Origin of the sequence: Limnobaculum allomyrinae, from assembly GCF_016649425.1 — a bacterium.
In the GTDB taxonomy this organism is placed as follows: Bacteria; Pseudomonadota; Gammaproteobacteria; order Enterobacterales; family Enterobacteriaceae; genus Limnobaculum; species Limnobaculum allomyrinae.
Map to the genome: position 1 here is coordinate 566,401 of NZ_JADRCR010000002.1, position 20,671 is coordinate 587,071.

Genomic DNA, 20,671 nt, shown 5'->3' on the forward strand with positions numbered 1-20,671 from the left:
GTGCTTAATCTGACGTCTTTGCTGTTCTGGATTGATCGTCGGCTCAGATTTAAGAGTTCAATATCCGATATTTTTAATGGTTGAGTATGTGCTAAGGAGGGGGTTGTATGCGAATAAAATTTGTCGAAATTACAAATTTTCGAAAGCTAAAGTCTATGCATTTAGACTTTGACAAGAAGACGACAATTCTTGTTGGTGCAAACAATAGTGGCAAAACTTCGGCAATGTTGGCGCTACGCATTTTTCTACTTTCTCCAAGCCGTCTAGCCCTACGTGATATAACAATTGCCAACTGGACAAAAATTGACCTCTTAGGTGATGAGTGGGAGGTTGATAGAGAACCAACTGTAGATCTTAATGCACTTCTTCCTTCACTTGATGTGTGGCTCGATGTTCCTATCAGCGAAATTCAGCATGTTGTTCATATTCTTCCAACACTGGATTGGTCCGGTGGTTTGTTAGGTGTGCGACTTTCTTTTCGAATCAAAGACCTCGATAAACTTAAGGCCGAGTATCTTACACAGCGTGCAGCTGCACGGGATGCTTCGATTTCCGGTCCAAATGGTGAAAGAATCAAGATCGCGTTGTGGCCGGGTAGTCTGACTGACTTTCTAGAACGTCGGTTACGGACACATCTTGAACTCTTAGCTTACCCTCTTGATCCCTGCTCTGTCACTCGGCCAAGCAAGGATGGCCTTGCTACGCCACAAACGCTACCTGTAGGTGTGCTTGCGTTCGACCATCCTCCATTTAAGAATCTCATTAAAATTGATGAAATTGCCGCACAACGTGACTTCGCCGATGCAGGAGGAAATGATTATGACGAAAATAAAAATGAGGCTGCAACTCGCCGGTTCAAACGCCGACTTTCTGACCAGCTCCGCTCTTATTATGATCGCCATCTCGATCCATCGAAAACACCTTCGGAAAAGGATTATGAGGCTTTGGGAGCAATTCAGGCAGCCGAACGAAGCTTTGATGCTCGCCTAGAAGCCGGATTCTCTGCTGCTTTTGAAGAGCTTGAAGATCTGGGGTATCCCGGCATGAACAATCCTAAGCTCAAAATTTCAACGCTTCTTCGTGCTACGGACGGACTAAAACATGGTTCTTCAGTGCAGTATCAAGTCGCTGACCCTTCCGGCGATGGCACCAAGACTCTTAAGCTTCCAGAAGACTATTCCGGCCTTGGCTATCAAAACTTGATTGCTATGGTATTCATGCTGATGGGATTTCGTGACGAATGGATGCGAGTTGAAAAAGCTGGCATTATAGAAGGTACTGACGTATCGCATGAGATTCAGCCTTTACATCTCGTATTTGTCGAAGAACCGGAGGCGCACCTTCATGCACAGGTTCAGCAGGTTTTCATCAACAAAGCGTACAATCTTCTCAGGAAACACAACGACCTTGGTGACAAGAATACCTATTGTACCCAACTGATTGTCAGCACTCATTCTAGCCATGTCGCGCATGAAGCAGATTTTGCCAACTTGCGGTATTTCCGTCGTCGCTTGGCTGCGAATAAGGGAGAAACACCGACAACAACGGTTGCCAATCTTTCATATATTTTCGGTGATGGCGACGATACGAAGCGCTTCGTGAAGCGATACCTTAAGGCTACGCACTGTGACCTCTTTTTCGCGGATGGGGTTATATTCGTTGAGGGGCAGGCTGAGCGCATTCTCGTGCCTCATTTCATCCGCCATCACTTCCCTGAGCTGTCACGGCGTTATGTCACATTACTTGAACTAGGTGGTAGCCACGCACATAGTTTTCGCGACCTAGTTGATGTACTTGGGATTGCTACGTTAATTATAAGCGATCTTGACGCGACGATTTTGACCAAATTAACCGATAAGAATGGCAATGAAACGACGCGTTGGAAGTCAACTCGTCCTGAACAAGGTAAAGAGCAAAAAACAGCGAACTCAGTGCTTAAAAAGTGGCACCCTCAGAAGGAGCTAATCGACGAGTTAATTACTCTGCCGCCAGAAGCGCATTCCTCCTCGGCAGGCGGTGACTATGAACTCTATGTTGCCTACCAAAAGCCAGTTAAAGACCCGCGTAATGGCAATGCTATGATTATACCTCGGACATTTGAAGATGCTCTGATCATAGAAAATCTTGTCACTATGGCAAAGGTCGAAGGTTCAGTCACATCAGCCAATATCCGTGATATTGTTGCGCAGAACCTTTCGAGCGACGATCTTGAAGATGAACTATTCGATTTGCTAAAGACAGCCGAAAAAGCAGCGTTTGCGCTCGATTGTTTGATGCTTGAAGATCCTAAAACATTGATGCCTCCAAGCTATATCGCAGACGGCCTTAAATGGTTTGAAAGAGCCGTTGGCAAAGACATCGCGGATAGTGAAATCAAGGAGGAAGCTGTTCATGATGAAGATTGAGACAGCACCATCTAACTTTGATGACGGCGCTGATGCACAAATTCGCGCCTGCCTGAATCCCTCAACCCCTAGAAGCTTTTTTCTGTATGCGAGTGCTGGCTCAGGAAAAACACGTTCACTGAAAAATGCGCTTGATACATTTCGTGCAGAACATGGGGCGTTGTTCCGACGCTTGGGCAAGAAAATCGCGGTGATCACGTATACGAATGCGGCAGCTGATGAAATCGCTGAGCGTGTTGGAGAAGATCCCCTGTTTCCGATTTCGACGATCCATAGTTTCTGTTGGCGGCATATCGAAACTTACCATAATGATATCCAAGCGTGGTTGCTCGACACACTTCCGGCTGATCTCGCTGAACTGCACGAGAAGCAAGCGAAAGGACGCGCCAACACCAAGGCGGCGATAGATCGTGAACGTGCCATTGCCTCAACAATGCGACGTCTCGAATGGCTTAGTGTCCCAAGGCGTTTCACCTATAACCCTAATGGTGACAACTATGGGAAGGACTCACTGTCCCATTCCGAGGTTCTGAAGATTACGGCTTCATTCATTGAGACGAAGCCATCAATGCAGGCTGTTCTCGTCAACAAATATCCTTTTCTGCTCATCGACGAGAGCCAAGATACGAACAAAGAATTACTTGAAGCATTCTTTAGACTAGAGGCTATGAACAATGGCAAATTTGGTATAGGGCTGTTTGGTGACACTATGCAGCGTATTTACCTTGATGGACACCCTGAGCTGGAACGTCTCGTTCCAGTCGATTGGGCTCGTCCAGTCAAGCGGCTAAATCATCGCTCGCCTCAGCGTGTCATCGCACTCGGTAATGTGTTGCGAGCATCTATTGATAGCCAAAACCAAATTGCGCGTGACGACAGCGAGGTTGGTTTCGTCCGCCTTTTCGTCGCACCTAATAATATCTCCGATAAACCAGGATTTGAGCAACGTGTCTGTGAGCGAATGGCCGATATATGTAGCGACTCTGATTGGCGCAACGAAGCAATGATCAAAGCGCTCACTCTTGAACATCATATGGCGGCATCTAGATGTGGCTTCCTTGATATGTTCCAAGCATTGGCTCGGGATTCACGCTTGTCTACGGGGCTACGAACCGGAGAGCTTGCAGGCCTGAGACTGTTCACGGAGCGGGTTGCCCCACTCATAGCAATGGCGCGTGCAGGAGACAAGTTTGCAGTTATGGCTCATTTGCGGGCAACCTCTCCGCTTCTTAAGCGGTCAGCTATTATCCACACTTCGACCCCGGAAGATCCGTTACAGTCCATACGCTTCGGAGTGGATGCATTACTTGCTCTCAACCCTGAGCAATCCACCACCACTTTTCTCTCAGTATTGAAATGTGTAGCAGAGCATCAACTTTTTGAGATTCCAACGGCACTGCATCCATTTGTTCTCAGTGAACCTATGATGGCAGAGAACGGGCTGGTAATTGATGACGACGAATCGGGTAGTGATGAGTCAATAGAAAAATCACCCGCTAGCCTTGAAGCTTGGAGAGCATTTTTAGAAACACCTTACAACCAAACAACCTCATTCTCAGAGTATGTCAGTGATCGTGGAGCGTTCGGGACACATCAGGGGGTGAAAGGCCTTGAGTTTGAGCGTGTTTTAGTCATTCTAGATGACAGCGATGCGCGTGGATTTTTGTTTTCATACGATAAGCTCTTCGAAGCCAAGCCTCTGTCGGATGTAGACCGTAAGCATCTTTATGATGCTACGGATGGCGGTGTTGCTCGCACACGTCGCCTTTTGTATGTCACTTGTACTCGCGCAGAAAAAAGCTTAGCTCTGGTCGCTTATACTGAAAATCCTGACGCTCTGATCGCTGCTGCAATTCGTAACAAATGGTTTGATGTCGGCGAAATTGAGCGAATATGACAAAGTTTTCGCTTTACGGCTTGAACGCTTTGAACTGTTGCTGTGGGTGATTACTTGGTAAAGCTATAAGGAAAATATAGCTTTTTAAAAATAAATGGATAAATAGAGGAAAAGATAAATGGCAAAACGTATCACTGCATTATGTACAATATTAGGTGTGATAATCGCAGCTGTAGGACTCTATCTTCCTTACAGGAGCGAGTTGAACGAAGCTCTTTATCAAAAGGAATTTCTAACAGGGAAATGGTCTACTGATGCAGAGTACGTAATTAATAGCCGAGATCTTGGACTAGACAAATCACAACCAATTGTGACAATACAATTGGTTGTTGATGAGGATGGCTCTATTGATGGGGAAATCATCTCTGAAACATTATGTGATGCCATGCCATTTACGTGGCATATATCTCTGACTAGTAATAGCCCATCCCTTAAAGATTTTGTTTTTTCTAGAAATTTTTACATTAGGCAACTTGTTAATGGTTCTATAGATAAAAGCCCTGTTGTAGCAACACTGAAACTAGTTGATGAAGATCGTAAGCATAAATCCATAACATTTGAAGTGGTTAATGATGCTACAGGAATGTTACCTAAGCAGTTAACTGTTGGGAAAGACCTTCCTAAGTTTGAAGAAAATTATAAATTCCTTCAGAAATATTGTGCTAATTCTACGAAAAGATAATGCTCTAAATAAAGCTAGTTTAGAAACAGTACCAAGGTTTAAAGCCTATATTCTTCAAGACTAATCTCAAAATATGGTTGTAGGATTGTTTCTTCGAAAAGAGCCATTTCATCTTGAGGAATTTGTACAAAAGTTGAATTATGGTTTGGTGTCCACCACTTTTCAGGCCCAGCATAAGGGTTTTGATGGCTCGCACGTGCAATGATTCGAAAGGGCCTGTCTATCCAGCCTGGTTCATATGAAAAATAGTTAGCTGGGCCTGTAAATTGACCAAGAAGATATATACCACCAACATTGCCATGAGTTAAATAAAAATAATCACCAATGTTTGCGTTGATAAAGTTTTCCCCTTGAGGAGTATCAGAGCGTCCTTTTGCGGCGGTATCTCGATGTACGTAGACTAAACGTTCTTCATCGACGTAAGTAGATCTTCGAAGTTGAATACTCCGTATCCTTGAGATAATTTCCAAAATTTAGGTTTCATGTGGTTTTTTGCCAGAGGTTATTATATTGATTTAACCTCTGAGAATATCGAATATTACTTTTTGAGTCTAGCTATAACTAATTGTTGTTAATTGCTTTCCTAAGAAGCCTTTTCCACAAACTCCCCCCACCAATCCATCATTTCACGCCGCTGTTCCAAGTAGATAGCCCTGTTATAAGCACGTCGAACTTCATTGCTATCAATATGGGCTAGGGCTGCTTCAATCACATCAGGTAGAAAGCCTTTCTCGTTTAACGCTGTTGATGCAATGGATCGGAAACCGTGAGCCACTAAACGCCCAGCAAAGCCTACGCGCTTAATGGCAGCATTAACCGTCTGGCTGTTCATTGGCTTGGTGTAGGGGGATTTCATGCTTGGAAACACGTGCTCCCTGTGTCCACTGATAGGCTTCATAATTTCAAGGATAGTTAATGCCTGCGGTGATAGCGGGATCATGTGTTCCCGTTTCATTTTCATGCGTGATGCGGGAATAGTCCAAAGCTTATCATCGATGTCTATTTCATCCCATGTTACTTCGGCAGCTTCTGCTGGGCGGGTCATAGTTAGTAGTTGCCATTGTAGTAAGCAATAAGTCTGGCGCTCAATGTTGACGCCCTGTAAGGCTGACATTAGCTCTGGTAGCTGTTCAGGTCGTAAGGCTGGTAGATTTTTGACGACTGGATTTTCAAATGCAGCAGTGATTTTGGCCGCTGGGTTAGCGTCAAGGAAACCAACGTTAACCGCGTAGTACATGATCTCATTAATACGTTGGGCTACACGCTTAACTGATTCAAGCTTGCCCTGTGCCTTTAATGGCTCCAATGCGGTGATAAAGTGACGTGCTTTAAGTTCAGTGATAGCGGTATTGCCAACGGTAGGGAAGACGTGTAGTTCGAGGGATCGCCAGATATCTTTCAGGGTGGTTTCTTGCAGGTTTGATTTGGATTTTACTTTAAACCAGTCGCTGGCTATTTTTTCAAAAGTATTGTTTTTTTCTTCAAAGAGTCGTTGTTCTTCGGCTTGCTTATGTTCTTGCGGGTCGATGCCTTTGGCGAGGAGTTCTTTAGCGTTTTCTCTTTTTTGTCGGGCATCTGCGAGGCTTACTGCGGGGTAACGACCAAAACTAACAAGGGTTCTCCTCTTGGTGATTGGCCGATAGTAGTTAAATCGCCATATCTTGGAGCCAGTAGGTTTTATCAGCAAGTACAGGCCGTTGCCGTCTTGTAGGGTGTACTCTTTGTCTGTGGGTTTGGCTGTTTTAATTTTTGTGTCAGTTAACGGTATAGTTGTACGCGCCATAGTTATACGTCCTTTAGTTATATGGTGTGCATATAACTAATTATATAACTAAAAACAATGATTGTCAGCGAATATAACTATACATCACAAGCCATAAAAAAAGCTTTTAGCGTTGATTCTGAAAGCTTTTTTAGGGTTTAGTGCGTGTCACTAAGTCAAGATTTGGTGGAGCTGGCGGGAGTTGAACCCGCGTCCGAAATTTCTACACCGTCGGTACTACATGCTTAGTCTGGTCTTTACATTCGCCTGGCAGCTGCGGACAGACACGCCACTACCAGACTAGCTTGATTAATTTTAATGCTTCAACCCCAAGCAAGGCATCCACACGATCTCTTTTGGTTTTGACCTCTCTTGATCCCCGTCCTAAGAGCGGAGGCTAGGGAGAGAGGGCTCTGAGCAGGTTATTAAGCTGCTAGTGCGTAGTTTTCGTCGTTTGCGACTATTTTTTTGCGGTTTATTAACGAGGCCTACCGCACCTCGGCATGCACCTTGGGTTTCGCAAATCCCGTCGAATCCAGAATCAGCCCCAAGTTGATTGAACGATTATAACAGATTTATCCCTGCACACACCAGCGACTTAACTGTTTGCCGGTTTTATAGGCAGAGTGGTTGAGCTGAGGGGCCTGACAGCATATTGGAAATGAGCGTCAGGCCATTAGTAGGGAGGATTACTTGCGCTGCCCTTTAGAGAGCATCCATTGCCATTTTTGTTCCCGGTTCAGTTCCGGAGGGGGAACGCGTAAGGATGGATCTAAACGTGATACCGGATCGTTATCAGCTTCGTTATTGACCGCGTTCTTGATGCGGGTAGTGATCACTTCATCAATGTGGCTCACCTGAATCAGGCGCTGACACTGACAGCCACGACCTTCCAGTTGGTTCGGTACGCTTTTGGTTTTGCAGGTTATCTCATCAACCGCAGAAAGAATATAGGACACGGTATTGATAGCTTTACACGGAGTCAGCTCGAAGTGCTCTGCAATTTCTGTGGCGCTAATCCAGCGGCTTTGCTGCATTACCCAGCGAGCGACGGAAAGATATAAAGGTTCTTGAACATACTGTCTGTACATATTCTCACCTATTTCATCAGGACTACTAACCTATAATATTGCCAGCATTTATCTATTTTTTAGTGCAATAAATAGATGTCACGACGATGTATTGATATTTAACTTTTTAATTATCAATCTCTCTGAATATACCTAATCATGCCTCAAAGAACTATGTGTTTTTATGCTATTTTTTATAAAAATATCAATTAATTGACAATGTTAATTCATTGTTTCAATAAGGTGTCTTGGTCGTAATTTAAAATGATTATTTGTGACATTAAAATAAGATCAGGCTACATTTTTTGATCGTTATCATTTATTGATAAAGAATAATGATTTTTGCTTTTTTGGCTGTGGGATGTAAATCAATTAAGGGTCTTTAAAATTTATTTTATTTTAAATTTCAGTAAATTACTTTTTTTGTGCGGTGGATCTTAGTTCGGTTTCAGATAACGAATAAAATTAATCAATATCTGCCTGGAGGATAAAATGAAGCCGGAAAATAAAATAAATGTTCTTGAGTGTATTTCTCAGGAAATGCGCGATGTATTGCAATTTCAATTACAAAATGCCAAACCTCAACCCGCTAATTCAGATTATGGAACTATTCGCCAGGGTTATATTGAAGAGCGTAAATATTGGAATAGTGAAGGGCCAGAAATGGTCGAAACACAATCAGTAAAAATAGCTACGAAATATGGTGAAACCGGAACGCGAATATATTATCCACAACACACAACTCGAGCCACGCTGTTTTATTTACACGGTGGTGGCTTTATTGTCGGTAATCTTGATACTCACGATCGCATTATGCGTCTGTTAGCGCACTACACCGGCTGTGCGGTGATCGGAGTCGATTATTCACTTTCTCCCGAGGCGCGTTTTCCGCAGGCGATTGAAGAAACGGTTGCCGTTTGCCAATATTTTCATGCTCACGCGGAGGATTATCAGTTAAACATGCAGCAGATCGGCTTTGCGGGTGATTCTGCTGGTGCGATGTTGTCATTCGCCACTACGCTGTGGCTGCGGGATCGCGCTATCGATTGTGGTCGTGTTGCTGGTGTGCTGCTCTACTATGGGCTGTATGGTTTACGCGACTCCATGACCCGCCGCCTGTACGGTGGCAGTTGGGATGGCTTAACTCAGAAAGATTTAGAAGAGTATGAACAGGCCTATCTGGCTACTGAACAGGATAAGGAATCACCTTATTACTGCATATTTAATAATGATTTAACTCGAAATATTCCGCCTTGCTTTATTGTTGGGGCAGAGTTCGATCCGTTAATTGATGATAGCCGAACGTTGTACCAAACATTACGTGAACATCAACAACCTTGTTGCTACCAGATGTATGCCGGAACCCTTCACGCCTTTTTACACTATTCCCGCATGATGAAGAGTGCCGATCAGGCTTTGCGTGATGGCGCGGGCTACTTTTGTCGCCATCTCGATTAGTCTGTCTCCGGAAGGTTGCCCGTTTGGGCAACCTCATCAGGATATCTTAGTAAAGTTTCATCTGGCTGGTTTGTTCCAGCGACATGCCGCGAGTTTCCGGAGCCAGTACTACGGACACCAGTAGACCAAACAACGATACGCCGGCACCAACCAGCATGGTGGCAGAAATACCATACTGTTGCATAAACAGCGGTAATCCATAGATGGAAATCATAGTACCGATGCGGCTCAGGGACATGGCCGCACCAACCGCCGAGGCACGAATAGCGGTGGGAAATAACTCATTAGGATACAGCCATTGCAGGATCCCGGGGCCGCCGGAGAAAAAGGCATAAGTGGCAAAGGCAATAATAATAAACAGAATACCGGGTTCTGAAACAAAACCCAACAGCGCCAGTGCGATGGTCATCATGGTAAAACTGCCAATCAGTAACGGCCTGCGGCCAATACTGTTTAGCCAGTACATGGCCGGGAGGCAGCCAAGCATAAAAAACAGGCTGATGACGACATTGCCCAATACCGCGTCTTTCCCTTCGCTAAGACCCAACTGAGTAATAATCTGTGGGCCAAAGGTATAAATGGCAAACATTGGGATTACCTGACAAGTCCAGATAATGGCGACAAACAGTAACGACGTGAAATGGCGGCGGGTAAAAATCTGACGGTAGCGGGTTTCTGGTTCCTGTTCCTCTTCGAAAACCACATGCTCGCCAAACAGCTTAAACATCAGTTCCCGGCACTCTTTCACCCGGCCTTTGCGAATCAGCCAGCGGGGTGATTCCGGCAGTTCAAAGCGACCTAACAAAATGATAATGCAGGGAATGGCCGCGCTGCCTAACATCCAGCGCCAGCCGTTTTCCATATCGTAGAGCAAATATCCCACCAGATCGGCAGCCGTCGCGCCGATATACCACATGGCGGCAATAAATCCCATGGTAAAGGCGCGCTGTTTGGTGCTGGAGAATTCTGCAATCATTGAGGTGGCTATGGGGTAGTCAGCCCCAATGACAATGCCAATCAAAAAGCGCATTATCACCAGTTCCAGCGGCGATGAGACAAACATGGTCGCTACGGAAATCAAACCGATGGCCAGAATATCAATTAAAAACATCAGGCGGCGACCAACCAGATCGGCAATATAGCCGAACAGGGCGGTGCCAATAAACAGGCCAACCAGCGTAGCGGCACCGATTAAACCTATCCAGTTAGCGTCCAGTTTTAAAACCGGGGTAAGTTGTTCCAGTGAAATACCGATGATGACCAGAACATAGCCATCAAGAAAAGGGCCTCCGCTACCCCACAACATAATTTTGCGGTGTATCGGTGAAAAACTAATGTCATCGAATTTTTTATATTGTTCCATAAAATATCAGGCCATTTTGTTATGCGTTTTAGTATGTACTGATAACTAAAAGGCTATTGAGATTGATGACGCCTTAATCCGGTGGGCAAGCCTGACCCAACGCTTTTCAATATTAAGTACAAAGGGTATTCCAGCCGATAGTCTGTTAATTGAAGCAAGATGTTTTTACCGGCGGAATATCCTCTGAAAACTGATTAAAACTTAGCGTTATTCATCTCTTATTTTATAAGGAGCGGAAATGGATATACTATCCATCCCCGCATTGGCCTTAACCGTAACGATATTCAACCCCAAAGGTACCGCGCGGATAGGTCCACTCTTCCAAAACGGAATGGCGACATAGAATGCGGCAGGTTCCACATTCCAGACAACCGGCATAATCAAAACGAAGCGAGCCATCTTCCAGCTGTTTATACAACCCGGCAGGGCAGGCGAGGGTCAGGGTTCGAAATGCTGCCATATCTGGGTGTTCACGAATAATGATGTGTGGATGACCCTCGTCCACATGAAACTTATTAATGCCCAGCTTTACGTCAATATTGACTGGTTCACTCATAGCGCAGTTACTCCTTTAATACCGTCCTTAAACAGGTTCAGGTAGCCAACCTCTTTAGCATGGCGCATGATTTTTTTGCGTAACGGTTGTGGTGGCTGTCCGTCAATGGTGAACAGATCCGCCATGACGTTGGCCGCCATTTGAGGGTACTGGGTGAACATACGTGGGTTATCCATCATGGCTGGCACCTTGCGGTAGTGACGCAGATCTTGCATTACCGACAGGTTTTCCAGATGTTGGGTATAGCTGCTTAGCCCTTGTGCGCTAAAGTCGTTTTTAGCCTTGGCATCCAGCACTGCACGGGCAGCGGCTTCACCGGAGGCGATAGCCAGATCCATACCGCGAATAGTAAACCCAAGGTTGAGGCACATACCTGCGGTATCACCGGCAATCAAAACGCCATCACCAATTAGTTTTGGCATCATATTGATACCTGCTTCCGGTACTACATGCGCTGCATACTCAATGGTTTTGCCGCCAGCAATCAGCGGTCGAACTGCCGGGTGATGTTTAAAATCTTCCAGCATTTGCGGTACGGATTTGTTTGCCTGTTCAATGTGGTGCAAACCATATACCAGCCCCAGCGAGATAGTATTGCGGTTGGTATACAGGAAACCTCCGCCCATTTGACCATCGGAAGGGGTACCGGCAAACAGCCATGCAGCCCCCTGATTACTCTCCAGATTAAAGCGCGCTTCCAGCAGATCTTGCGGCAGTTCAATCAGCTCTTTGACGCCAACGGCAACGGAAGCAGGAGATACCGGCTTCGCCATGCCAATTTGCTCAGCCAGAATAGCGTTAACCCCTTCAGCCAGGATGACAGTGTGGGCTTCCAGCACGTCGCCATCCGCCTCAACACCAATCACTTTACCATCACGTTGAACCAGCTTATCGACGCGAATACCACAGATAAACTGCGCTCCCGCTTCTTCTGCCTGAGCCATTAACCAGGGGTCGAATTGAGCACGCAATACAGAATAGGAGTCTTTTAACGGTGTGGCATCGCTGGCGCGATGGTAATCAAGGGTTACGGCGCTGTCATCGGTAAGAAATGAGATCTTTTCGTGAGTAATCCGACGTTCAACGGGAGCCTGTTCGGCAAAGCCTGGAATAATGCGCTCCAGACTGTGGGTATACAGCCGACCGCCGGTAACGTTTTTGGCGCCGGCATAGTTGCCGCGCTCAATAACTAATACGTTAGCGCCTTCGCGCGCCAGCACCAGTGCGCAAACGCAGCCTGCCAGCCCCGCACCGACGATAATGGTATCAAAGATATCTTCGGACATAGTGTCTCCAGGTAGACGACAAAAAGCGCAGCGCTGAATGGCCGCGCTTTTTGGTTAACGTTTTAACGCCTCAGTTAGCGCAGGAACGATCTTCATCAGGTCGCCGACCAGACCATAATCGGCATACTGGAATATCGGTGCGTTTTTATCTTTGTTGATCGCCATGATGATTTGAGCGCCATTAGCACCAACCATATGTTGGATTTGACCGGAAATACCTAGTGCCAGATAGAGCTCTGGCTTGATCATAATGCCGGAGATACCGACATAGCGTTCCCGTTCCATCCACTTCTCGTTTTCTGCCACCGGACGTGAACAGCCCAGTTCGGCACCCATGGCATGGCTGAGGGCTTCAGCAATAGAGATATTGGCCTGATTACCGATACCGCGACCAACGCTAACCACCAGACGTGCTTTACCAAGATCGACGCTGTTACTTTGCTTCACCTTACGGGAGACGCAGATGATTGGATTTTTCGGTGCGACAAACTCCAGCGGTGTAGCATTACCACTGCGGGATGCATCTTCCTGCGCAGCGTCAAACACACCGCTGTTCAACGTGGTTACCGCATAAGGTGTGGTAATTTGTTCTTTACCAAACGCCAACCCGCCATACACCATGTGGGTTGCCACTAAGTGACCATCCTGCAACACCAGTTCGTTGGCGTCATTAACCACACCGGCAGCCAGACGGGCACCCAGCCGAGCCGCCAGCGCTTTGCAGCGTCGGGTAGCGGGTAGCAGCACCAGAGCGCCCGCACCGTGATTTTTAATGGTTTGTACTAATGTGTCGGCATAGTCTTCGATAATGCGATCTGCCGGGATGGCGGCTAAATCATAAGCGGCATCTGCGCCAAGGCGAAAAGCCTGAGCTGACTGCTCATTGCCCTGAACAATGACGCGAACGTCTTCACCAAGCTGACGGGCTGCGCCCATCAATTCTGGCAGGCGGGATGCCGCATCGCTAAATACCCAAACAGTTGAAAATTTGCTCATGTCATCCCCTCATTAACCGATTACTTTACGCAGGTGTTCTGCAAATTCGGCGATTTGTTCTTCGCCATCGCCTTCAATGATCACGCGAGCACGCGCTTTCTGTTGAGGAGCCAGTACGCTGAGTAATGTGGTGTAAGAGCTCACATCACTCATTCCTAAATCTGTAGTTTGCCAGGCCTGAACCGGTTTTTTTGCCGCGCCAAGGATCGCCTTCATGGAAGGAATTTGTGGTGCGTTAATATCGGTAGAGACGGCAACCACCGCTGGCAGATTGAGCGTTAAGGTTTCTACTTCATCCTCCAGCGTGCGTTCCACCTGAATTTGCGTATCGGACAGGCTGATAATGCGGCTGACGCCATTAATCGCGCTAACACCCAACGCTTCACCCAGCAGCAGGCCAACCTGTTGAGCATAAAGGTCAGCAGAGCCATCGCCGCACAGAATCAGATCGAAGCCCGATTTTTGTGCTGCCGCAGCCAGAATGGCCGCGGTTTGATGGGGCAGAGCATTCTCCAGCCCTGGCTCAGAGACAACAATCAGCTCATCCGGGCCGCGTGACAAAACATCTTTACGCCCTTTAGGATTTGCCAATGCTTCACCGCCGGTGCTCATGGCAACAATATGAATATCGCTATTTTGTTGTTTTAGCGCGCAGGCAGCTTCAATAGCGTTAAGGTCGAATTGGCTGATTTTTGCATCTGTTTTACTGAGGTTCAGTGTGCCATCACCGTTAACGGTAATATCCTGCTCCTCGGGAATGAGTTTATAGCATGCAATTATTTTCATCACTTCTCCGATTAGACAATATAATTTTCAATATTGTGAAGTATTTCCCAAATTAGAAACTAAATATAAATTAAGGAAAATATAATATAACGGCATGTTTGAGGCCGTTTAAAAATTTACGTGGTTATTAACGGTAAAATAGTTCACCAGACCTAATATGATTAATTAATATTCTATTTATCCATTCCTCAGCATCAAATTATCCTGATGACAATAGAAATACCATGATTCATCGGGTCAAAATAATACGTAGATCACCAATATTGAAAGTGTCACCTCGGTATGTAACTCTTTTTAAGTAGAGGTTTTGTTTTTTATTTGATTGATTTTAAATGGTATTTTTTGTTTTTCGATCGTGTAATATCTCCGGGTAGTGTCTGTGGTGAAATGAAATCAGGGACATAACTTGATTAAGATCACGGATTATTCAGCGTTCAAATTTCATTATAAACCCCATGTTAATTATCTAACCTTTCTGCATTAAGGAATATGCTCTGAATTCTATTTATATATTTAATGTGTTGTGTTTTGAGTTTCTGATTCTGAAGTTTAATTAAAAAGATAAATTTATGCCGGGGTGTGTTCACCTATTTAAGGTGACATGGATAGTTTCTGTTTAGAAACGTAGCTCTCAATATTGCCATTGTGAGGAGAATATTTCATGGGGCAGATACAAAAATGAAAACTGAAAATGAAGCAGGAAAAAAGAAAACGGGTATAGAACCCAAAGTCTTTTTCCCTTCGCTAATTATTGTAGCAATACTTTGCTATTTGACGGTTCGCGATCTGGAAGCGTCAAACGCGGTTATTAACTCAGTATTTAACTACATCACCTATGAATGGGGATGGGCATTTGAATGGTACATGGTAGTGATGTTCGGCGGCTGGTTCTGGCTAATTTTTGGACCATTCGCTCATCGTACTTTGGGGGATGAAAAGCCAGAGTTCAGTACCCTGAGCTGGATTTTTATGATGTTTGCCTCCTGTACTTCTGCCGCAGTACTGTTTTGGGGCTCCATTGAGATTTATTACTACGTTTCTTCTCCGCCATTTGGTCTGGAACCATTCTCTACTCCGGCGAAAGAACTTGGTCTGGCTTATAGTTTGTTCCACTGGGGGCCATTGCCGTGGGCAACCTATAGCTTCCTGGCAGTCGCGTTTGGCTACTTCATGTTTGTAAGAAAAATCAATGTGATGCGCCCAAGCGGAACCTTAGTACCACTACTGGGAGAAAAACGCTGTAAAGGGATTATCGGTACCATGGTGGATAACCTCTATCTGGTGGCGCTGATTCTGGCGATGGGAACCAGCCTTGGCTTGGCTACGCCGTTGGTCACTGAATGTATTCAGTACTTATTTGGCATTCCACATACGTTGGAACTGGATGCATTAATCATTGGCTGTTGGATTATATTTAACGCCATTTGCGTTGCGTTTGGTCTGCAAAAAGGGATCAAGATTGCCAGTGACGTGCGTAACTATTTGAGCATTATCATTCTGGCCTGGGTATTTATCATTGGTGCAACCAGCTTTACGGTGAACTACTTCACCGATTCGGTTGGGGTATTGCTGATGAATGTGGGTCGGATGCTGTTTTATACCGATGCGATCAGCAAAAGTGGGTTCCCTCAGGGCTGGACAGTATTCTACTGGGCGTGGTGGATCGTTTATGGCATCCAGATGTGTATCTTCCTGGCGCGTATCTCTAAAGGACGTAGCGTACGTCAACTGTGTTTGGGGATGGTTGGTGGACTGACGGCGTCTACCTGGCTGCTGTGGACCATCTTGGGCAGTAATACTCTGTCTCTCATCAATAACCAAACCATCAATATTCCACAAATCATTGAACAGCACGGTGTGGCGAGAGCCATTATCCAAACCTGGGCTGCATTGCCGTTAAGTACGATCACCATGTGGGCATTCTTTATTCTCTGCTTTATCGCCACGGTCACTCTGATTAACGCCTGCTCTTACACACTGGCTATGTCGACCTGTAAAGAAGCCAATGGCTACGATGAACCACCAGTTTGGGTGCGTGTGGGTTGGTCGGTGCTGGTAGGCATTATCGGCATTATCCTGCTGGCATTAGGTGGTCTGAAGCCGATTCAGACAGCGATTATTGCCGGGGGATGTCCGCTGTTCTTCGTCAACATAATGATAACCATCTCTTTCCTGAAAGACGCCAAAGCGACTCATTGGAAATATTGATCTTTTAACACAGAAAACAGAAGAGGCCTTACCTATGGATTTTACATTGACCGATGAACAGGAGCTGTTTGTTGCCGGTATTCGAGATTTGATGGCGCAGGAAAACTGGGAAGCCTACTTTGCCGAATGCGACCGTAACAGTGAGTATCCTGAGCGCTTTGTCAGAGCGCTGGCAGAGATGGGGCTGGATAGCCTGCTGCTGGCGGAAGAGCACGGTGGGCTGGATGCCGGGTTCGTTACGCTGGCGGCGGTTTGGGCTGAGCTCGGGCGTTTAGGCGCACCGACTTATGTGCTGTATCAACTGCCGGGCGGTTTTAATACCGTTTTACGCGAAGGTACACAGGAACAAATCGATAAGATTATGGCGTTTCAGGGTACCGGTAAACAAATGTGGAACTCAGCCATTACTGAACCGGGCGCCGGTTCTGACGTAGGCAGTCTGCAAACTAACTACATCCGTAAGAATGGCAAAGTGTACCTTAACGGCAGCAAATGCTTTATCACCAGTAGCGCCTACACCCCTTATATCGTGGTGATGGCCCGGGATGCTGCCTCACCGGATAAACCAATTTATTCCGAATGGTTTGTTGATATGAGCAAGCCGGGTGTTAAAGCCTCCAAGCTGGAAAAGCTGGGGTTGAGAATGGATAGCTGCTGCGAAATCGTATTCGATAACGTCGAGCTGGAAGAGAAGGACATGTTTGGCCGTGAAGGCAACGGTTTTAACCGGGTGAAAGAAGAGTTCGACCATGAACGTTTTATTGTGGCTTTAACCAACTATGGTACCGCTTACTGCGCCTATGAAGATGCGGCGAAGTACGCTAACCAGCGGGTGCAATTTGGTGAAACCATTGGTCGTTTCCAACTGATTCAGGAAAAATTTGCTCATATGGCAATCAAACTGAACGCCATGAAAAATATGCTGTTTGAATCAGCCTGGAAAAGCGATAACGGCCTGATGACCTCTGGCGATGCGGCAATGTGTAAATTCTATTGTGCGAACGCCGCCTTTGAAGTGGTGGATTCTGCCATGCAGGTGCTGGGTGGTATTGGTATTGCCGGAGACCATCGGGTCACTCGCTTCTGGCGTGACCTGCGGGTTGACCGTATTTCCGGTGGTTCAGATGAAATGCAGATTCTGACTCTGGGCCGTGCCGAACTGAAAAAGTATCGTTAATCACTTTCACCAGACAACAGGGATGCTTTTGGTGAAGTGCTGACCTGAAGCATTCCTGAACTGGTGCCATACAAAAGGCTAATAATTATGTCTGAACGGTTATCCATGCCCACATTCGGCCCACTTTCCGGTTTACGGGTAGTTTTTTCCGGAATTGAGATTGCCGGTCCCTTTGCCGGACAAATGTTTGCCGAGTGGGGGGCTGAAGTTATCTGGATCGAAAACGTCACCTACGGCGATACTATTCGTATTCAACCTAATTACCCTCAGCTTTCAAGGCGTAACCTGCACGCGCTGTCACTGAATATCTTTAAAGATGAAGGGCGGGAAGCTTTTTTGAAGCTAATTGAAACCACCGATATCTTCATTGAAGCCAGTAAAGGGCCCGCTTTTGCCCGTCGCGGTATTACGGATGAAGTATTGTGGGAACATAACGAAAAGCTGGTGATTGCTCACCTCTCCGGTTTTGGTCAGTACGGTACGCCGGAGTACACCAATCTTGCTGCTTATAACACCATTGCGCAGGCTTTTAGCGGCTATCTGATTCAAAATGGTGATAAAGATCAACCGATGCCGGCTTTCCCTTATACGGCGGACTATTTCTCTGGTATGACGGTAACCACGGCAACCTTGGCCGCATTGCATAAGGTGCGTGAAACTGGCGTTGGTGAAAGTATCGACGTGGCAATGTATGAAGTTATGTTGCGCATGGGTCAGTACTTCATGATGGATTACTTTAACGGCGGCGAAATTTGTCCGCGTATGACCAAAGGGAAAGACCCTTATTATACCGGCTGTGGCCTGTATAAATGCCAGGATGGCTACATAGTGATGGAGCTGGTGGGTGTGAACCAGATTCAGGAAATGTTTAAGGATATGGGTATTGATTACCTGTGGGGAACGCCTGAAATCCCGGAAGATACTCAACTGATACATCGTATCGAATGCCCTAAAGGCCAGTTTGTTGAAGATAAACTGGATGAGTTTTTGGCCGAAAGACCAATTGCTCAGGTGTTGGCTCGCTTTGCCGAACTGAAAATCGCCTCGACTAAAGTGCTGACCATTCCTGAGTTAGAAGACAATCCGCAGTATGTTGCCCGTGAGTCTATCACCCACTGGCAAACCATTGATGGCCAGGACTGTAAAGGGCCAAACGTTATGCCGAAGTTTAAGAATAATCCGGGGCAAATTTGGCGCGGTATGCCAACCCTGGGAATGGATACTGCCGCCATTTTAGCCAACGTTGGCTACAGTGAGGCGGACATTCAGCAACTGGTAACTAAAGGTCTGGCCAAGGTGGGGTAACCCCTTTAGTTATTCATTGAATAAAGTTTTGCCGTCATTGCACCCCCACCAACCGTGCAGCAATATTGGGTAGGTATGGAATGGATATAGTAGGTAGACAAGATTTACGTCAAATGTGGGACGACCTTGCGGAACTGCACGGTGACCGCATTGATTGTAGAGAATCTTCAGGGGCTGGCGCTGGAATATAGCTACCGGAAGTTAAATGAGGAGATTAATCGTACCGCCAATCTCTTTCATTCGCTGGGGGTAGCTAAAGGCGACAAAATAGCTCTGCATCTCAATAATTGCGCTGAATTTTTCTTTTGCTGGTTTGGGTTGGCGAAAATCGGCGCGGTGATGGTGCCGGTGAACGCTAACCTGTTAAAAAATGAGAGTGCCTATATCGTTAATCAGTGTGAAGCTTCGATGGTGGTAACCAGCAGCGAGTTTATTACCATGTATCAGGAGATACAGCAGGAGGTGCTGGCGCCAATACAGCGGCTGATGTTGATTGATCCGGTAGAAGAAGATCGCTCTTCATCCGACGTGCTGGACTTTCATCATCTACAGCAGGTTCAGCCCCTTCATTTGATGCATTGGGAAGATCTCGATGTTGAAGATACGGCGGAAATCTTGTTTACCTCCGGTACAACTTCTCGTCCCAAGGGGGTAGTGATCACTCACTATAACCTGAGGTTTGCCGGTTACTATACCTCCTGGCAGTGTGCTTTGCGTCAGGATGACGTCTATCTGACGCCAATGCCTGCCTTTCATATCGATTGTCAGTGTACCGCGGCGATGGCCGCTTTCTCCGCCGGTGCGACCTTTGTACTGCTGGAGAAATTCAGCGCGCGTACGTTTTGGGCTCAGGTCTGCAAGTACCGGGCGACGGTGACCGAATGTATACCGCTGATGATCAAAACCATGATGATGCAGCCGCAGATGCCATGGGAAAAGCAGCACTGCCTGCGTGAAGTGCTGTTTTATCTCAATATATCCGATCGGGAAAAAGACGCTTTTGTTCAGCGTTTTGGCGTTCGGCTATTCACCTCTTACGGTATGACAGAGACTATCGTTGGCGCCATTGGTGACCGTCCGGGAGATAAACGCCGCTGGCCATCCATTGGTCGCGCCGGGTTTGCCTATCAAGTGCAGATCCGCGATCGGGATGGAACGCTGCTGGGGGCTAATGTTACCGGGGAAATTTGCATTAAAGGCATTCCTGGCAAAACCCTGTTTAAAGAGTACTACCGTATGCCTGAAGAGACAGCTAAAGCGCTGAGTGCTGATGGCTGGCTGCGTACCGGTGATTATGGCTATGTCGATAACGAAGGTTTCTTCTACTTCGTTGAGCGTAGCTGCAACATGATTAAGCGTAGTGGTGAAAATATTTCCTGTGTCGAGCTGGAGAATATTATTTCCACTCATCCCAAAATCATGGATGTCACGGTAATTGGCCTGAAGGATTCGATTCGGGATGAGGCGATTAAAGCATTCGTGGTGCTCAATGAAGGGGCAACCATAACAGAAGAGGAGTTCTTCTCGTTTTGTGAAAGTCATATGGCCAAATTTAAAGTGCCATCCTTTCTGGAGATAAGGAAGAGTTTACCAAGAAGCTGCTCGGGAAAAATTATTAAAAAAGGTCTGCACTGAGTGTGTTGAATAAATAATAAACAGAGCGTACAGGCGACACGACTATTTATTCTGAGGTCGTCTGGGTTTGCTGCGCTCCATTATC

16 protein-coding genes and 1 other RNA gene are annotated in these 20,671 nt (G+C 46.3%); 8 read left to right on the forward strand and 9 right to left on the reverse strand.

Annotation, left to right across the window (positions count from 1 at the left end; all coding sequences use genetic code 11):
- Positions 1-107: 107 nt before the first annotated feature.
- The 3 genes from I2494_RS06785 (at position 108) to I2494_RS06795 (ending at position 4,984) form a co-directional block, all read left to right on the forward strand.
- Positions 108-2,405: an AAA family ATPase gene (locus tag I2494_RS06785; RefSeq protein WP_218466331.1), complete on the forward strand. Its 2,298-nt coding sequence runs from the start codon at positions 108-110 to the stop codon at positions 2,403-2,405.
- On the forward strand, positions 2,392-4,302 hold the full coding sequence (locus I2494_RS06790) for a UvrD-helicase domain-containing protein (RefSeq protein ID WP_218466332.1): 1,911 nt from the start codon (positions 2,392-2,394) through the stop codon (positions 4,300-4,302). The genes I2494_RS06785 and I2494_RS06790 overlap by 14 nt, the downstream gene beginning before the upstream one ends.
- Before the next feature lie 118 nt (positions 4,303-4,420).
- Complete coding sequence (locus tag I2494_RS06795; RefSeq protein WP_218466333.1) at positions 4,421-4,984, forward strand: hypothetical protein; 564 nt, start codon at positions 4,421-4,423, stop codon at positions 4,982-4,984.
- Positions 4,985-5,022: 38 nt separating this feature from the next.
- On the opposite strand, the gene I2494_RS06800 is transcribed toward I2494_RS06795, so the two are convergent.
- The 4 genes from I2494_RS06800 to caiF all read right to left on the reverse strand — a co-directional run bounded on the left by I2494_RS06800 (position 5,023) and on the right by caiF (position 7,837).
- Complete coding sequence (locus I2494_RS06800) at positions 5,023-5,454, reverse strand: hypothetical protein (RefSeq protein ID WP_228350862.1); 432 nt, start codon at positions 5,452-5,454, stop codon at positions 5,023-5,025.
- 113 nt (positions 5,455-5,567) lie between these two features.
- Positions 5,568-6,767: an integrase domain-containing protein gene (locus I2494_RS06805; RefSeq protein WP_218466334.1), complete on the reverse strand. Its 1,200-nt coding sequence runs from the start codon at positions 6,765-6,767 to the stop codon at positions 5,568-5,570.
- A 163-nt stretch (positions 6,768-6,930) separates the two neighbouring features.
- Positions 6,931-7,295: a transfer-messenger RNA gene (ssrA, locus tag I2494_RS06810) on the reverse strand.
- A 140-nt stretch (positions 7,296-7,435) separates the two neighbouring features.
- On the reverse strand, positions 7,436-7,837 hold the full coding sequence (caiF, locus tag I2494_RS06815; RefSeq protein WP_130592083.1) for a carnitine metabolism transcriptional regulator CaiF: 402 nt from the start codon (positions 7,835-7,837) through the stop codon (positions 7,436-7,438).
- A 471-nt stretch (positions 7,838-8,308) separates the two neighbouring features.
- On the opposite strand from caiF, the gene aes reads away from it, so the two are divergent.
- Positions 8,309-9,274 (forward strand): acetyl esterase, encoded by a 966-nt coding sequence (gene aes / locus I2494_RS06820; protein WP_218466335.1) that lies wholly within the window; start codon positions 8,309-8,311, stop codon positions 9,272-9,274.
- A 46-nt stretch (positions 9,275-9,320) separates the two neighbouring features.
- Here aes and I2494_RS06825 read toward each other — a convergent pair whose 3' ends face one another.
- The 5 genes from I2494_RS06825 to fixA form a co-directional block, all read right to left on the reverse strand.
- Complete coding sequence (locus I2494_RS06825; protein WP_218466336.1) at positions 9,321-10,637, reverse strand: MFS transporter; 1,317 nt, start codon at positions 10,635-10,637, stop codon at positions 9,321-9,323.
- A 268-nt stretch (positions 10,638-10,905) separates the two neighbouring features.
- A complete protein-coding gene (locus I2494_RS06830; RefSeq protein WP_218466337.1) occupies positions 10,906-11,193 on the reverse strand; it encodes a 4Fe-4S dicluster domain-containing protein in 288 nt (95 codons plus the stop codon).
- A complete protein-coding gene (gene fixC / locus I2494_RS06835) occupies positions 11,190-12,479 on the reverse strand; it encodes an FAD-dependent oxidoreductase FixC (protein WP_218466338.1) in 1,290 nt (429 codons plus the stop codon). Before fixC ends, I2494_RS06830 begins: the two co-directional genes overlap by 4 nt.
- A 54-nt stretch (positions 12,480-12,533) precedes the next feature.
- Positions 12,534-13,475, reverse strand: a complete 942-nt coding sequence (locus I2494_RS06840) for an FAD-binding protein (protein ID WP_218466339.1) — start codon at positions 13,473-13,475, stop codon at positions 12,534-12,536.
- A 12-nt stretch (positions 13,476-13,487) separates the two neighbouring features.
- On the reverse strand, positions 13,488-14,261 hold the full coding sequence (fixA, locus tag I2494_RS06845) for a putative electron transfer flavoprotein FixA (protein WP_218466340.1): 774 nt from the start codon (positions 14,259-14,261) through the stop codon (positions 13,488-13,490).
- 678 nt (positions 14,262-14,939) lie between these two features.
- Here fixA and caiT point away from each other — a divergent pair.
- The 4 genes from caiT (at position 14,940) to caiC (ending at position 20,586) form a co-directional block, all read left to right on the forward strand.
- Complete coding sequence (gene caiT / locus I2494_RS06850) at positions 14,940-16,469, forward strand: L-carnitine/gamma-butyrobetaine antiporter (RefSeq protein ID WP_218466341.1); 1,530 nt, start codon at positions 14,940-14,942, stop codon at positions 16,467-16,469.
- 34 nt (positions 16,470-16,503) lie between these two features.
- Positions 16,504-17,646 carry a crotonobetainyl-CoA dehydrogenase gene (gene caiA, locus I2494_RS06855; RefSeq protein WP_218466342.1) on the forward strand — a complete coding sequence of 381 codons (1,143 nt, stop codon included), beginning with the start codon at positions 16,504-16,506 and terminating at the stop codon, positions 17,644-17,646.
- Positions 17,647-17,733: 87 nt separating this feature from the next.
- On the forward strand, positions 17,734-18,951 hold the full coding sequence (gene caiB / locus I2494_RS06860; protein WP_218466343.1) for an L-carnitine CoA-transferase: 1,218 nt from the start codon (positions 17,734-17,736) through the stop codon (positions 18,949-18,951).
- Positions 18,952-19,092: 141 nt separating this feature from the next.
- Positions 19,093-20,586, forward strand: coding sequence for a crotonobetaine/carnitine-CoA ligase (gene caiC / locus I2494_RS06865; RefSeq protein ID WP_407657873.1), 1,494 nt, complete (start codon positions 19,093-19,095; stop codon positions 20,584-20,586).
- Positions 20,587-20,671: the final 85 nt, after the last annotated feature.

Bases quoted from the DNA above. Each gene is read 5' to 3' on its own strand.
- I2494_RS06785 (WP_218466331.1), top strand. From the start codon at position 108: ATGCGAATAAAATTTGTCGAAATTACAAATTTTCGAAAGCTAAAGTCT.
- I2494_RS06790 (WP_218466332.1), top strand. From the start codon at position 2,392: ATGATGAAGATTGAGACAGCACCATCTAACTTTGATGACGGCGCTGAT.
- I2494_RS06795 (WP_218466333.1), top strand. From the start codon at position 4,421: ATGGCAAAACGTATCACTGCATTATGTACAATATTAGGTGTGATAATC.
- I2494_RS06805 (WP_218466334.1), bottom strand. From the start codon at position 6,767: ATGGCGCGTACAACTATACCGTTAACTGACACAAAAATTAAAACAGCC.
- caiF (WP_130592083.1), bottom strand. From the start codon at position 7,837: ATGTACAGACAGTATGTTCAAGAACCTTTATATCTTTCCGTCGCTCGC.
- aes (WP_218466335.1), top strand. From the start codon at position 8,309: ATGAAGCCGGAAAATAAAATAAATGTTCTTGAGTGTATTTCTCAGGAA.
- I2494_RS06825 (WP_218466336.1), bottom strand. From the start codon at position 10,637: ATGGAACAATATAAAAAATTCGATGACATTAGTTTTTCACCGATACAC.
- I2494_RS06830 (WP_218466337.1), bottom strand. From the start codon at position 11,193: ATGAGTGAACCAGTCAATATTGACGTAAAGCTGGGCATTAATAAGTTT.
- fixC (WP_218466338.1), bottom strand. From the start codon at position 12,479: ATGTCCGAAGATATCTTTGATACCATTATCGTCGGTGCGGGGCTGGCA.
- I2494_RS06840 (WP_218466339.1), bottom strand. From the start codon at position 13,475: ATGAGCAAATTTTCAACTGTTTGGGTATTTAGCGATGCGGCATCCCGC.
- fixA (WP_218466340.1), bottom strand. From the start codon at position 14,261: ATGAAAATAATTGCATGCTATAAACTCATTCCCGAGGAGCAGGATATT.
- caiT (WP_218466341.1), top strand. From the start codon at position 14,940: ATGAAAACTGAAAATGAAGCAGGAAAAAAGAAAACGGGTATAGAACCC.
- caiA (WP_218466342.1), top strand. From the start codon at position 16,504: ATGGATTTTACATTGACCGATGAACAGGAGCTGTTTGTTGCCGGTATT.
- caiB (WP_218466343.1), top strand. From the start codon at position 17,734: ATGTCTGAACGGTTATCCATGCCCACATTCGGCCCACTTTCCGGTTTA.